Origin of the sequence: Pedobacter rhodius, assembly GCF_027213645.1 — a bacterium.
GTDB classification, from domain to species: Bacteria; Bacteroidota; Bacteroidia; order Sphingobacteriales; family Sphingobacteriaceae; genus Pedobacter; species Pedobacter rhodius.
Window position 1 is genome coordinate 548,347 of record NZ_JAPWGL010000002.1, and the last position, 14,778, is coordinate 563,124.

At 36.9% G+C, this 14,778-nt stretch carries 14 protein-coding genes and 1 riboswitch; of the genes, 8 read left to right on the forward strand and 6 right to left on the reverse strand.

Going from position 1 to position 14,778, the window contains the following annotated elements; translation table 11 throughout:
• Positions 1 to 233 precede the first annotated feature (233 nt).
• The 3 genes from O0931_RS07775 to O0931_RS07785 all read left to right on the forward strand — a co-directional run bounded on the left by O0931_RS07775 (position 234) and on the right by O0931_RS07785 (position 4,037).
• Positions 234 to 1,127, forward strand: a complete 894-nt coding sequence (locus O0931_RS07775; protein WP_269414999.1) for a 3-hydroxyacyl-CoA dehydrogenase family protein — start codon at positions 234 to 236, stop codon at positions 1,125 to 1,127.
• A 31-nt stretch (positions 1,128 to 1,158) separates the two neighbouring features.
• Entirely contained in the window at positions 1,159 to 2,181 is a 1,023-nt protein-coding gene (ruvB, locus tag O0931_RS07780; protein ID WP_269415000.1) for a Holliday junction branch migration DNA helicase RuvB, read from the forward strand.
• 347 nt (positions 2,182 to 2,528) lie between these two features.
• Positions 2,529 to 4,037, forward strand: a complete 1,509-nt coding sequence (locus O0931_RS07785) for a bifunctional GNAT family N-acetyltransferase/carbon-nitrogen hydrolase family protein (RefSeq protein ID WP_269415001.1) — start codon at positions 2,529 to 2,531, stop codon at positions 4,035 to 4,037.
• 59 nt (positions 4,038 to 4,096) lie between these two features.
• Here the strand turns inward: O0931_RS07785 and O0931_RS07790 are convergent, their stop codons facing one another.
• The gene (locus tag O0931_RS07790) at positions 4,097 to 4,303 is read right to left on the reverse strand and encodes a hypothetical protein (RefSeq protein ID WP_269415002.1); all 207 of its coding nucleotides are present in this window, start codon (positions 4,301 to 4,303) and stop codon (positions 4,097 to 4,099) included.
• Between the two features lie 150 nt (positions 4,304 to 4,453).
• On the opposite strand from O0931_RS07790, the gene queG reads away from it, so the two are divergent.
• Positions 4,454 to 5,392 carry a tRNA epoxyqueuosine(34) reductase QueG gene (gene queG, locus O0931_RS07795; protein ID WP_269415003.1) on the forward strand — a complete coding sequence of 313 codons (939 nt, stop codon included), beginning with the start codon at positions 4,454 to 4,456 and terminating at the stop codon, positions 5,390 to 5,392.
• Positions 5,393 to 5,486: 94 nt separating this feature from the next.
• Here queG and O0931_RS07800 read toward each other — a convergent pair whose 3' ends face one another.
• Complete coding sequence (locus tag O0931_RS07800; RefSeq protein ID WP_269415004.1) at positions 5,487 to 5,786, reverse strand: hypothetical protein; 300 nt, start codon at positions 5,784 to 5,786, stop codon at positions 5,487 to 5,489.
• A gap of 75 nt (positions 5,787 to 5,861) precedes the next feature.
• A complete protein-coding gene (locus tag O0931_RS07805) occupies positions 5,862 to 6,491 on the reverse strand; it encodes a hypothetical protein (RefSeq protein WP_269415005.1) in 630 nt (209 codons plus the stop codon).
• A 203-nt stretch (positions 6,492 to 6,694) separates the two neighbouring features.
• Positions 6,695 to 6,805: riboswitch (SAM riboswitch) on the forward strand.
• Positions 6,806 to 7,091: 286 nt separating this feature from the next.
• Between O0931_RS07805 and O0931_RS07810 the strand changes: the two genes are divergently transcribed.
• The 3 genes from O0931_RS07810 (at position 7,092) to O0931_RS07820 (ending at position 11,020) form a co-directional block, all read left to right on the forward strand.
• Positions 7,092 to 8,423 carry an O-acetylhomoserine aminocarboxypropyltransferase/cysteine synthase family protein gene (locus O0931_RS07810; RefSeq protein ID WP_269415006.1) on the forward strand — a complete coding sequence of 444 codons (1,332 nt, stop codon included), beginning with the start codon at positions 7,092 to 7,094 and terminating at the stop codon, positions 8,421 to 8,423.
• Positions 8,424 to 8,458: 35 nt separating this feature from the next.
• Positions 8,459 to 9,517, forward strand: a complete 1,059-nt coding sequence (locus tag O0931_RS07815) for a homoserine O-acetyltransferase family protein (RefSeq protein ID WP_269415007.1) — start codon at positions 8,459 to 8,461, stop codon at positions 9,515 to 9,517.
• Between the two features lie 258 nt (positions 9,518 to 9,775).
• Positions 9,776 to 11,020 (forward strand): homoserine dehydrogenase, encoded by a 1,245-nt coding sequence (locus O0931_RS07820; RefSeq protein ID WP_269415008.1) that lies wholly within the window; start codon positions 9,776 to 9,778, stop codon positions 11,018 to 11,020.
• Positions 11,021 to 11,095: 75 nt separating this feature from the next.
• Here the strand turns inward: O0931_RS07820 and O0931_RS07825 are convergent, their stop codons facing one another.
• Positions 11,096 to 11,551: a hypothetical protein gene (locus O0931_RS07825; protein ID WP_269415009.1), complete on the reverse strand. Its 456-nt coding sequence runs from the start codon at positions 11,549 to 11,551 to the stop codon at positions 11,096 to 11,098.
• A gap of 15 nt (positions 11,552 to 11,566) precedes the next feature.
• Positions 11,567 to 12,337, reverse strand: a complete 771-nt coding sequence (locus tag O0931_RS07830) for a queuosine precursor transporter (protein ID WP_269415010.1) — start codon at positions 12,335 to 12,337, stop codon at positions 11,567 to 11,569.
• A gap of 148 nt (positions 12,338 to 12,485) precedes the next feature.
• Between O0931_RS07830 and O0931_RS07835 the strand changes: the two genes are divergently transcribed.
• On the forward strand, positions 12,486 to 13,712 hold the full coding sequence (locus tag O0931_RS07835; RefSeq protein WP_269415011.1) for a multidrug effflux MFS transporter: 1,227 nt from the start codon (positions 12,486 to 12,488) through the stop codon (positions 13,710 to 13,712).
• 372 nt (positions 13,713 to 14,084) lie between these two features.
• Here O0931_RS07835 and lolA1 read toward each other — a convergent pair whose 3' ends face one another.
• The gene (gene lolA1 / locus O0931_RS07840; RefSeq protein WP_269415012.1) at positions 14,085 to 14,735 is read right to left on the reverse strand and encodes an outer membrane lipoprotein periplasmic chaperone LolA1; all 651 of its coding nucleotides are present in this window, start codon (positions 14,733 to 14,735) and stop codon (positions 14,085 to 14,087) included.
• Positions 14,736 to 14,778: the final 43 nt, after the last annotated feature.

Here is a 14,778-nt window from a genome sequence, read left to right on the forward strand (position 1 = left end):
ACAATTCGACAACTAATAAAGAATATTGAAAACAACTAAAATTTTAAGAAACGACATACGCCGGTTTTATACCGATAAACAGGTTTAACATTGTTAAAATCCTTTTTTATCTGGAATTTTTCATTAATTTTTAATAAGAGCGTTTATTTTTATTGATTTTTTTTGAAAATTTCAGGTAAACACAACAAAACATAAAAACAATAAAACAAAAACATAACTAAAATACATACCTAATGAAAAACATATCTGTTATAGGCTCCGGAACAATGGGAAATGGTATTGCACATACATTTGCACAGTTCGGATACAGCGTAAATTTGATAGACATCAATCAAAATGCTTTAGACAAAGCATTACAAACCATACAGAAAAATCTCGACAGGCAGGTTCTTAAAGGAACGTTAACTGAAGAACAAAAATCAGAAACATTACAGAACATTAAAACATTCACTTCTATTGAATCCGGTGTAAAAGCAGCTGATTTAGTTGTTGAGGCGGCTACAGAAAATATTGAATTAAAACTTAAAATATTTAAAGATTTAGATGCATTCGCCCCAGCTGATGCAATTTTAGCTTCAAACACGTCGTCAATATCAATTACCCAAATTGCGGCAGTTACAAACCGTGGTGATAACGTAATTGGCATGCATTTCATGAACCCGGTTCCGGTAATGAAACTTGTTGAAGTGATAAGGGGATACCAGACACGTAATGAAACGACTGAAAAAATAATGGTGCTTTCAGAAAGTTTGCAGAAAACGCCCGTTGAAGTAAATGATTATCCTGGTTTTGTGGCAAACCGGATTTTAATGCCAATGATCAATGAAGCGATTTACACCTTACATGAAGGTGTTGCTGGCGTATACGAAATTGATACGGTTATGAAACTCGGAATGGCACACCCGATGGGACCATTACAATTGGCCGACTTTATTGGTTTAGATGTCTGTCTGGCCATATTGAAAGTTTTATATGATGGTTTTGGTAATCCAAAATATGCACCCTGCCCGCTTTTGGTCAATATGGTTGCGGCCGGTAAAAAAGGTATTAAAACAGGCGAAGGTTTTTATGAATATGCTAACGGATCAAAAGATCTGATAATTGCCGGCAAATTTAAAAAATCCTAATTTTTTTAGCATTTAATTTTATATTTGCTTTATGAATGAGAATCTTGATCCCGAAGCAAGCAACCTGACACCCACCGACAGAGATATCGAAAGGGTTTTACGGCCACAGGCTTTTGAAGATTTTACCGGACAGGAAAAAGTGATGGAAAACTTACGAATCTTTGTTCAGGCAGCAAAACTTCGTGGTGAGGCTTTAGATCATGTATTGCTTCATGGTCCTCCCGGATTAGGAAAAACAACATTATCTTATATAATAGCAAATGAAATGGGCGCCGGTATCAAAGTTACTTCCGGTCCTGTTTTAGATAAGCCAGGTGATTTGGCTGGTTTGCTAACCGGTTTAGATACCGGCGATATTCTTTTTATCGATGAAATCCATCGTTTATCACCCTTAGTAGAAGAATACCTGTATTCGGCAATGGAAGATTTTAAGATAGACATTATGCTGGAAACCGGCCCTAACGCGCGTTCCGTACAGATATCTTTAAATCCTTTTACTTTAGTTGGTGCTACAACCCGGTCGGGATTACTGACTGCACCATTAAGAGCACGATTCGGCATCAATGCGAGGTTAGCGTATTATGATGCTAAACTTTTAACCACCATCGTTCTTCGTTCTTCTGATATTTTAAAAACACCAATTAACGATGAAGGCGCATACGAAATTGCCAGAAGAAGTCGTGGAACACCTCGTATTGCAAATGCATTGCTTCGCAGAACGAGAGACTTTGCCCAGATAAAAGGTAATGGAAATATTGACACCGAAATTGCCCGTTATGCCTTAAACGCGCTTAATGTTGATGAGCATGGACTAGATGAAATGGATAATAAAATTTTGGTAACCATTATCGACAAATTTAAAGGAGGACCCGTTGGTTTAAAAACCATTGCAACTGCAGTTGGCGAAGATGAAGGTACAATTGAAGAGGTTTATGAGCCGTTTTTAATTCAGGAAGGTTACATCATGCGTACATCCCGCGGCCGTGAAGTTACCGAAGCCGCTTATAAACACCTTAAGAAAAATTATCCGGGACAAACAGGGAAGTTATTTTAAAGTTGTAAATTTTTTTCCCGCAGATTTAAAACATATCATATTTCATTTGAATCATTATTTTTAATCCCCGAAAATCTGCGCTCCTTATCTGCGTAAATCTAAGGGAAATAAAAATTTTATATTCAATATTATATTTCATTGAATCATAAGCTTATCCCCGAAAATCTGCGCTCCTTATCTGCGTAAATCTGCGGGAAATAAAAATTTTATATTCAATATCATATTTTATTTGAATCATAAGCTTATCCCCGAAAATCTGCGCTCCTTTTCTGCAAATATCACCGGGAAACCATTTTCTAGCAAACATTTCCCCTACTTGTCCGTTCATACCATATAAACCAAACAAAATGAATATTGAATTACGTAAATTAAGCTCAGAAGATTACGCCGACTTAAAAGAATCTATGACCCAGGCTTACGACGGCATGGGAGGTTCTATATGGCCAAAATCAAGTATTGATAAACTGCTTAAAATTTTTCCTGAAGGTCAGCTTTGTATTGCTGTAGACGATAAGGTAGTTGCCTGTTCTTTAGCAATTATTGTGAATTACGACGAATACGGCGATAAACATACTTACAGGTTAATTACCGGTGATTATTCCTTTACCACTCACGACCCCAACGGAGATACTTTATATGGAATTGAAATTTTCGTACATCCGGAATATCGTGGCTTACGTTTAGGCAGAAGGTTATACGAAGCCAGAAAAGAACTTTGCGAAAGCTTAAATCTTAAAAGTATAATAGCAGGTGGTCGAATTCCGGGTTATCATGCTTATGCTGAAACCTTGAGCCCGAGGCAATATATTGATAAGGTAAAAGCGAAGGAAATTTACGATCCAACGCTAACTTTTCAAATATCAAACGATTTCCACGTAAGGAAAGTACTTAAAAATTATTTACCCGGCGACCACGAATCGAAAGAATTTGCAACACTAATTGAATGGAATAATATTTACTACCAAGGTGTTGACGCTTCTGCCCGTTCGGCAATGACGATACGACTGGGCTTAGTGCAATGGGAAATGCGTTTGTTTCCGGATATGCTGGCATTTTACGAACAGGTGGAGTTTTTTGTCGACGCACTTAGCGGGTATAAATCCGATTTCATCATGTTTCCTGAACTATTTAACACACCGCTGCTCCAGCCATACAACCATTTACCGGAAATTGAGGCGATGCGAAAACTGGCAGAAAAAACGCAGGAAATTGTAGATAAAATGCATGAATATGCATTGAGTTACAACGTAAATATCATTACCGGAAGCATGCCTTTACTGGAAAACGGAAAACTTTACAATGTGACTTATTTATGCCACAGAACCGGTAAAATAGATGAATACCGTAAAATCCATATCACCCCGAATGAACAAAAATACTATGGCATGATTGGCGGTGATAAGGTTAAGGTTTTTGATACAGATTGCGGTAAAGTTGGTGTTTTAATCTGCTATGATGTCGAATTTCCCGAATTGAGCAGAATCTATGCTGATCAGGGTATGCAGATTCTATTTGTACCTTTTTTAACCGATACACAGAACGGATATACGAGAGTAAGGCACTGTGCTCAAGCCAGAGCCATAGAAAATGAATGTTATGTGGCTATTGCCGGTTGCGTTGGTAATTTGCCTAAGGTAAATAATATGGACATCCAGTTTGCTCAATCGGCCGTATTTACCCCTTCTGACTTTGCTTTTCCAACCAATGCAGTTAAAGCTGAAGCAACGCCCAATACAGAAATGGTTTTAGTGGTCGATGTTGATTTACATCTTTTAGATGAGTTGCACCATTATGGAACAGTGAAAGTCTTAAAAGACAGAAGAAGAGATTTGTATCAAACGAAATTATTAAAATAACCATTAACAAAAAAATGCCGGTCACATCACTAACCGGCATTTCAAATGTACTAAAGCTATTATTTTCTCATTGCAAACCATACGATTAAACCAATAATCACTGCAATTGGTAAAATCCATTTAAGTACTGATCCTGCACCATCCTCATCCTTCTCTGTAACAGCAGGCTTTGCAGGTCCCGGATCTGCTTTATGGCTTTCATAATCTTTTTCTATCGGTTTTGGAGCTTCTCCGCTTTCCGTATGTTTAGGATCTATATTTTCCATTATTAAAATTTATTGCGTTAAATAAGCCTGAAAGCTTTCCAATTCAATAATTGAAAATCACGTGGCTCATAATTAATTAATTCAGCTTTCAAATTAACAACAAGAAATTAAGTAAAAGGTTTTAATCTTAAGCCCTATCTTTGTAAAATCATGTCTAATAATTCCGCAAAATACAGTATGCTTATAAAAAATGAAGCCCTTCGCCTCGGCTTTATGGCATGTGGTATTTCTAAAGCAGAATTTTTAGCATCTGAAGCCCCCAGATTAGAGCATTGGCTGAATAATAATCTTCATGGCGAGATGAAATACATGGAAAATTATTTTGATAAACGACTAGACCCCCGGCTATTGGTAGATGATGCAAAATCGGTAATTTCTTTATCTCTTAATTATTATACTGAAGATAAACAAGCGGATAGCGATGCGCCGAAAATTTCGAAGTATGCTTATGGCCAGGATTATCATACCGTAATTAAGGATAAATTAAAAACTTTAATGTTTTTCATTGAAGAAAATATTGGTGAAGTATCAGGAAGGGCTTTTGTTGATTCTGCGCCCGTTCTTGACCGGGCATGGGCACAACGGTCAGGAATTGGCTGGGTTGGAAAAAACACCAATCTCATCAGTAAACAAAATGGCTCTTTTTTTTTTCTGGCCGAGCTGATAATAGATTTGGAACTGGATTACGACCACCCTTTCCAGACCGACCATTGCGGTACCTGTACCAGATGTTTAGATGCCTGCCCTACCGACGCTATAATCGCGCCGCAGGTTGTTGATGGTTCGAAATGTATTTCCTACCTGACCATTGAACTGAAAAATGAAATTCCGGCTGAGTTTAAAGATAAAATGGATAACTGGATGTTTGGCTGTGATATTTGTCAGGATGTATGCCCCTGGAACCGGTTTTCCAAAGCGCATGATGAAAAAGCGTTTAAACCTGAAAACGGCTTACTTGAACTAAGTGCTAAAGAGCTCACAGAAATTACCGATGAAGTTTTTAAGAAAGTTTTTAAAGGCTCTGCGGTTAAAAGAACAAAATTTGCCGGTTTAAAAAGAAATATCGATTTCTTGAAGTCAGAAGACTGATTAAAAAAAACGTAAAGCACTCAAACCGGCAGTAAAGATTGCTTTACGTTTTGAAAATGATGGTTAAACAAGTTATCTCACCTTAAACTTTATTTTATTTTGGATTACAAATCGTAACCAATTTTGCCGCATAATTCGCGTTTAATGGCTCATTGGTTTGCGCTAAACGCTGTGAACCTGTATTTGCAGGACAGGCAATATCCCCCGCCGCATCATAAATTACCCTATTTCCATTAGCCAATAATTCTTTGGGTACGTAAACCTGAACTTTCGTAATTGAATAACCCGAAGGAAAATAGCGTACATAATACCCATCAGGATGTTTAGTCCAGATGCCGCTCGGAACATCCGCTCTCGGTGGTGCCATCCCGGCTATAATAGCATATTTTTCCATATCGGCATAAGTATAATTGCCGGAAGATACCAACTGGCGTATATTGTTTTCGGCTTCGAAAACCGCTTTAACGCCTTAAGGTAATTGATCTTTGGCTTTTTCCATTACATCAAACGGCAAAACACCCAGCGCACCGCCTTCCAATTGCGTTAGCTGTTGAGGTGTTAAAAGTTTCAGCGCTGTAAGCTTAATGGTACCGTTGAAATCAGAAAACTTTGTTCTGGCAATAATCGTCCAAAGCAATGCCTGAATATCATGTTGTTCAACATCAGCATGTTTTTCCGCACTTTTTAAGATTGAAACAACAATCGCTTCTTTCGGACCCAGAACAGGAGCAAACATGTAACCATCGCCCTTCGATGGAGCAAAAGTACCTGCTTTTAAACAATAGCTTTTGTTAGTCATTTCATAAAAGCCTTCACATAAAACATAACCTCCGTCCGGATTTTTAGGTAATAAATATAAAGGCTGAAACTTTGCATTTGCATTGAAATCAGGCATCTTTTCACCTTCACGGTTTACATCTTCAAAGGATGTGGTAATCGCAGCAGGCTGTTTTAAAAACTTATCAACGCCCAATGCCTTAGCACCCTGGGCGGTCCCGACTTTTAATAATTTATCTTTCAAGCCGCCGAATTGCGCCTGAACTGTTAATCCTGATATTGCAAATAACAATACCAGTGAGATAGATTTTATTTTTTTCATTATGATTAGATAGGTAATACAAACATAAAGTTTTGAAGTTAAATATTATGTCTGTTCATCGGTTTCATTTTTAAAAAACATTAACCTGGCTGACAATTAGTTAATAAAAATTCAAAATTTAATTTTGTTGTTTGAAATTTAATTCAGACATTTGAAATATTATTTGGCAGACAGCTAAATAAAAGTCAATCTTTAATCGGATTGATTTATAAAGAAGTGGCGAGAGACTGGCTCCCTGACCCACTGGCAACCCTCAGAAAGAGAAGGTGCCAATTCCTGACCAAGTAACATGGTGTTATTTGGAGATATAAATTAAAAAGATGAAAACATTAAATCTTCAATCGCAAAGCGAACCCGATCTAAGCCTAAAGCAGGTAGAAATTTCTTTGATTTGTTGTGATATGCAAGCGGTTACCGGTATGTGCTGTTGCATATTGTAATTTAAAAATCTTCCTCTTTTGTTTCTGCTCAAACAGGAAGGCCCTTGTTGCCAAGGGTACACCCTACTACGATTATCTTGAGTTTAGGATTATAAGTTCTTATAACCAAAACCTGATAAGCTCAATCATTTAGTATTCATTCACTTAATTATTAGAAAAAATGTCAACTACATATAAATTTGAAACATTACAATTACACGCCGGACAGGAAATAGATCCAACAACAGGTTCAAGAGCGGTTCCGATTTATCAAACAACTTCATATGGATTCAATAGTGCCGAACATGGCGCTAATTTATTTGCCTTAAAGGAATTCGGAAATATTTACACCCGTTTAATGAATCCGACAACTGATGTTTTTGAGAAACGAATTGCTGCATTAGAAGGTGGAATTGCTGCATTAGCGGTTGCGTCTGGGCAGGCCGCACAGTTTATTGCATTGCATAATATTTTGGAGGCTGGCGACAGTTTCGTTTCTTCTTCACATATTTACGGGGGAACTTATAATCAGTTTAAAGTTTCTTTTAAGCGATTAGGTATTCACGTTGATTTTGCCAATCCGGATGTTCCTGAAGAATTTGAGCAAAAAATTACAGAAAAAACAAAAGCCATTTACCTCGAAACCATTGGAAATCCCGCATTCAGCGTGCCTGATTTTGAAAAAATTTCAGCCATTGCAAAGAAATATGATATTCCTTTAGTGGTTGATAATACTTTTGGTGCCGGCGGATACTTATTTAAACCTTTAGAACACGGTGCAAATATTGTTGTAGAATCTGCTACAAAGTGGATTGGCGGACATGGCACCAGTATTGGTGGTGTGATTGTAGACGGGGGTACTTACAATTGGGGCAACGGAAAATTCCATCAATTTACGGAACCGTCTGAAGGCTACCACGGATTGATTTTTAACGACGTTTTCGGGATCGGGGGGCCTTTCGGCAATATTCAATTCATTATCCGTGCCCGTGTGGAAGGCTTAAGAGATTTAGGACCGGCGCTTTCTCCCTTTAATTCATTCCTGCTATTACAAGGATTGGAAACTTTGTCGTTACGTGTTCAACGCCATGTAGATAATGCCCTGGAACTGGCAACCTGGCTGGAAAATCATCCTGCTGTTAAAGAAGTACATTACCCTGGTTTGGCAAGCAGTAAATATAACAATCTGGCAAAGAAATATTTAAGCAATGGTTTTGGAGGTGTTTTGTCATTCGAGCTGAATGGTACGAAAGAAAACGCGACGCAAGTTATCGACAGCCTGAAACTGGTTTCTCATTTGGCAAATGTGGGAGATGCAAAAACCTTAATCATTCAGCCATCGGCAACAACCCATCAGCAATTAAGTGATGAGGAGCAGTTAGCTGCAGGTGTAAAACCAAATGCCCTGAGGGTTTCGGTTGGTATTGAGCATATCGACGATATTAAAGCAGATTTCGAACAGGCTTTTGCCGCTATTGCTGCTTACACAAACGCTGAAACTTTACAAGCATAATATCCAGATTTTAGTTACGACATTACACTTTTATAATGAGCACAGCATCAACATATAGCTATTCCAAACAATTTAAATTAGAAAGCGGCAAGAAAATCCGTAACCTGCAAATTGCCTATCAAACTTATGGAAAATTGAATGCGAACAAGGATAATGTTATCTGGGTTTGCCACGCACTAACCGCAAATGCCGATGTTTTTGAATGGTGGGAAGGTTTATTCGGACCAAATGCTTTATTTAACCCTAACGAACATTATATCGTTTGCGCAAATATACTTGGTTCTAATTATGGCACAACCAATCCTTTAAGTATAAATTCTGTAACTGGTTTACCCTATTATTTATCATTTCCGCAATTTACAATACGCGATTTTGTCTCAGCCCACCAATTGCTGGCAAAACATTTAGGTATAGCACAAATTAAACTTTTAATTGGCGGTTCTCTGGGTGGTCAGCAGGCTGTTGAATGGGGAATTATTGAACCTAACCGATTTGAAAATCTGATTTTGGTAGCGACCAATGCCGTACATTCACCATGGGGAATCGCTTTTAATGAGAGTCAGCGTTTGGCCATTACAACGGATAGAACGTTTTATGCAAACAAACCTGACGGCGGCAGCAAAGGCTTAAAAACGGCTCGTAGCATTGCCCTTTTAAGCTATAGAACCTACACGGCCTATGGCAGCACTCAAGTGGAAAGTGTGAATGATAAAACAGATAATTTCAGGGCAGCCTCTTATCAGAATTACCAGGGTGAGAAATTGATAAACCGGTTTAATGCATACAGTTATTATTATTTAACTAAAGCAATGGACAGTCATAATGTTGGCCGCAACCGGAAATCAATTGCCGAAGCCTTGAAGTTAATAAAAGCAAATACTTTGGTTATTGGCATTGAGAATGATTTCTTATTCCCCATTTCTGAACAAAAATACCTGGCTGATCAAATTAAAGATGCGGAATTTATTGCAATTCATTCAGAATACGGCCACGACGGGTTCTTAATCGAAACAAATGCTTTAACAAATATCATCGGCACTTTTATAAAAGAGAGCAGGAATAAGAAGATTATTAAGCTGCAGCACACCGCTTAAAGCTGAAATTTTAAGACATAAAGGCCAAAGCGAAAATTAAAAGGTATTCAAACATTAATCAGCCCACGGAAATACTAAAACACGGAAAAATCAGAAAATTAATACCGTGCTGACCGGTCCTTCTTCGGCAAAGAAAACATAACAAACTGAGTAGCGAAATTTAATCAGTATACGGCCTTTATATTAACTACTTGACACTAACGACTCGATACTTGATACTTGATACTAACTACTTGATACTTGATACTATAAAAACACATGAGTAAGAATTTAAAAATTGGATTATTTGGCTTCGGAGTTGTAGGGCAAGGTTTATTGGATATTATTCAAAGCCAGAACCTGAATCTTGAAATCATCAAAATAGCGATAAAAGACTCAAGAAAGAAACGTACACTTAATAAAGATTTATTTACAACCGACAAAAACGAAATTCTGAATAATTCAGAAATCAACACCATTGTTGAATTAATTAATGATGCCGATGCTGCTTATGAGATTGTAACTGCTGCTTTGAAAAATGGCAAAAACGTAGTTTCAGCGAATAAGAAAATGATTGCGACACATTTAAAAGAATTGGTCGATTTGCAGCAAAAGCACGGAACATCTCTATTATATGAAGGTGCGGTTTGTGGCAGTATTCCAATTATCAGAAACCTGGAGGAATACTATGATAATGAACTTTTCCATGCCTTAAGTGGTATTTTTAACGGTTCATCAAATTATATTTTATCAAAGATATTTAATGAAAATCAGAGTTATAATTCAGCACTAAAAGAAGCACAGGATTTGGGTTTTGCCGAAACCGACCCGATTTTAGATGTTGGTGGTTACGATCCCAAATATAAACTTGCTATTGCAACCGCTCATGCTTATGGCTTGTTCGTTAATCCTGATGCGATTCTGAATATCGGTATTCAAAATCTTTCCCAGCATGACATTAAATATGCCCGTGAAAAGAACTTTAAAATTAAATTAGTTCCAACCGCCCGAAAAGTAAATACGAAAGACATCGTTACTTACGTTCTGCCAAAACTGGTCGCTAAGGATGATTTCCTATACAATGTCGAAAACGAATACAATGCGGTAACTGTTCAGGCGGCTTTTGCCGATAAGCAGTTTTTTTTTGGTAAAGGTGCCGGTGGCCATCCAACCGGAGCTGCTGTACTTTCCGATATTGCTGCTTTACGTTATGATTATCGTTACGAGTATAAAAAATATCACTCTGAAAATGGTGTAAAACATACTGAAGATATTTTACTTGAGGTTTACCTTCGTTATGCTGATGAAGATTTAGTAAGCCTATTAGAGTTCGATAACATCAGTGAGCGTTATGCTGCGAGCGAGTTTAAATATGTAATTGGTACGGTAAAATTAAACAGCTTGATAAAAAACCGCGATTTGCTTTTAGACAAAAATGTATTTGTGGCCTACACCGGCCGACAAATCTACAAGCAAGAGCAGGTTGCCAATAACGTATACGCAGAAGAATTGGCTGCGCTTTAAGAAATTTTATAAGGTTAATTTTTTTATTTGTTTTGTTGTTAAGCACAAAGGTCGGAGCGAGTCCGACCTTTTGCATTATTTAATTTCTTTGATATATTTCTCTATTATCCTCCTTTCTATACCCTCTTTTTCAACTTTTTCTACCCCCGTTTGAATTAATGTATCATTTATCAGGCTAAGTTTAAAATCGAATGTTTTACCTTCCCAGTTTTTATTGCTGTAATATTCAAGATGCTCTGTGTATTTGCCATCATCAAAGCTATAGCTTCCTCCACCTGCATCAAAACCAGTACTATCTTTAAGATTTAAACTATGTTTCAGAAAGGCGAAATGCGTACGGTTAATAATTTTAATCATTTGAAAATCCATTGGATAGTTACTCGTTTTGCCTGAGTTTTTATCGACAATTTTCCCTGAAACCAACCTCCATGTACCCTGAATGGTCTGTTCGTTGTCTGCTGCCTGCTCAGATTTTTCCTTACAGGCATATAAAAATGTGAAGGCTATAAATAGCAAAATTTTTGATTTCATAATTTCTGAATTAAACTACCCTCTGCCAGCCATTTCCATCAATTTTTTAGCTAAATCTTTTCCCAGATAACCATCAATTATCGCGTGAACGATGTAGAGAATTGGTGTCATTAAAATGGCTACAATGAATTTATAAGTATAGTTAACCAGACCAATTGCTGCAACCATTTGCCAGCTGTAATGATATTGTGGGTTTAGGTAAAATGCAATAAAAATAACAACGAAACTATCTATCAGCTGTGAAACCAGCGTCGAACCAGTAGCACGTAACCATAGAGCCCGCTCTCCTGTTATTTTTTTAATCCGATGAAAAATTAAAACATCGGCTAACTGGCCAATGATAAAAGCAATGATTGAACCTACAATAATCCACATGCCCTGACCGAAAATACCTGCAAATGCGTTGTTCATATTCAAATCTTCACCATTGATATTCTGATGCACCCAAAAATCTGCGGCGCTTAAATGCATTGAACCCCAAACTACAATAAATGCAAATGCAATTAGAATAGATGTCAGAATGGATAAAAACCGGACTTGTTTAACACCGAAATATTCGTTGATAATATCTGTCATAATAAAAATGATTGGCCAGGTTAGTACACCCGCCGACATCACAAACGACAAATTAGGAACGCCAAACAAATTGATATCGAACTTTTTAAAGCCCAATGTTTCTTCAACGCTGAATAATTTAACACCTATAAATTCTGATAGTATTGCGTTTGCCACAAAAAAACTTCCCAGAATGAGAAGTAAACGGCTTTCTTTAGTTTTAAAAGTCATAATGCATAAATCTAAAGATAAATCAAATCAGATTCACGTTTTCTACGTTAAATTTTAAAATCGTTACTTTTTACAATCATTCGACCTTAAAAATAGGTTTAGAAATTTAATCTCCCAATCTTTGCGCCTCGGAAAAAATTCACAAAACATGGCTAAGAAACAGCACTTCTATCTCATTCTTATTTTAGGTTCATTGGCCGCGCTTGGCCCCTTTTCAATTGATATGTATCTGCCCGGTTTCGTAGATATTGCCAAAGATTTGAAAAGCACTGAATCTACCGTTGCCTTATCCTTATCCAGTTTCTTCATTGGAATTTCTGCCGGTCAGCTTTTGTACGGCCCGTTACTCGATAAATTCGGGCGTAAGAAACCTTTATATTTCGGTTTAGCACTCTATATTTTATCATCATTTTTATGTTTAGCCGTTACCGATGTTAATCAGCTCATTATTTTGCGTTTTGTACAGGCCATTGGCAGTTGTGCAACAGCAGTTGCATCGGTTGCGATGGTCCGTGATTTATTCTCGGTTGAAGAAAGTCCGAAAGTATTTGCCTCATTAATGTTGGTTATAGCGGTTTCGCCAATGCTTGCCCCCACAGCCGGCGGTTATTTAATTTCAGCGTTAGGCTGGAAATATGTTTTTGTATTTCTTGGTTTCATGGCGATTTTAATGTTGTTGGCATCTATTTTTAAATTACCTGAAAGCTACAAACCTGATCCAAATTACTCTTTAAAACCAAGACCTATCTTAAATAGCTTTTTAACCGTTTTAAAAGAACCTCAGTTTTACACCTACGCTTTAATCAGTTCAATTACTTTTTCAGGTCTGTTTGCCTATGTTTCTTCATCACCAACGGTTTTCATGAAAATTTATGAAGTAAGTAAAACGGGTTATGGTTGGATATTCGCTTTACTTTCAGTAGCCTTTATTGGTTCAAGCCAGTTAAACAGCTTGATTTTAAAATGGTTCAGCAGTAAGAAGATTGTAACATGGGCTTTATTGGCACAATGTACTTTTAGTTTAATATTTTTGGTATTTGCTTTAAACGATTGGCTAAACCTGTATTCAACAATTGGATTTATTGCCTTATTTCTTTCTTGCTTAGGTTTTATTAACCCAAATGCAGCAGCTTTATCGCTGGCACCATTCAGCAAGAATGCCGGTAGTGCATCTGCCTTAATGGGAGCTTTACAAATGGGTTTAGGTGCCTTAGCGTCTGTAATGGTAAGTTTATTTAGCGAACATTCTGTTGTTCCAATGCCTTTGGTTATGACTATTGCGGCATTTATTGCTCTATTTTGTTTACTGGTTGGTGGAAGATTTATTAAAACTGAAATTGAGGCATCAGCAGATACGGCAGTTGTCGGGCATTAAAATCAGGTGATTAACCCTGCCTTAAAGGTTCTTCAATAAGCTATCGATTGCCAAAACCTAGGTGTCTTAGTGGCAAACCACATCACTACTTATCAATTTTTCAACCACCTTAGAAACCTTCGAACAGCTATTTTTTTTAGAATAAGGGGTTATTGCTGCTTGCTTAGGTGTCTTAGATGGTGAACCTTAAAAATGCAGTCATTGCTTATCATTTTTTTACCACCTTAGAAACCTAAGAACATATTCGCTATTTGATTAAATAATTAAAATTAATGACCGACCGGCTTAGGTATTTTAGTTGTTAAACGAAAAAGGCTCAGCTGTTTCCAACTGAACCTTCTCTAAATTTTATTCTGTAAAGCGTAAAGCAAATTACCTTAAATCGACTACTTCAACGCCCGGATACTTCTTGGCATCGAAAGCGAATGTAGTTTCCGGTACATTTACATTTGGTGAAAAAGTTTTCACATTATACGTATATTTATTTCCGTTTTTATCGAATAAAACAACATTTGCAATTTGTTTAGCAGCTTTATCAATACTTAAACGAACTTTAAAAATTGATTTTTTTGCATCAACAGGTGTTAAATCAATCATTTGATAGGTCTTTGCACCAACTTTTTCATCTCCTGTGTAAATGTATTTAAAGCCTTTTTCATAAACGGTGAAAATTTTAGCCGGATTAATGGCATCACTATTTGGATCAATACTGCTTACCTGAACCTCTTTATCCTTTTTAAGGTAAGTCCACTGGCTTTTACCATCACTGAACAACTCCTGATTGGTCATAGCCACTTTGTATTTATTTGAATTGGCCTTAACATACAATGTGCCTTGTTGCGTTTCTTTAACCTTCGCTTTCGGATTATCTAAAGTGAAAGTGAAATCAGTTTTTACAATATTATACGACTTGTATTTTTTACTTACTTCTGCTAAAATAGCTTTGGCTTTCGCATCTGTTTGAGCATAAGTTGATGTTGTAAAGGCAACGACAACCAATAATGCTGAAATTAATTTCTTCATCTTATCTATTTATATTTTCTTTAAAACCTTAGAGCAGATTTTT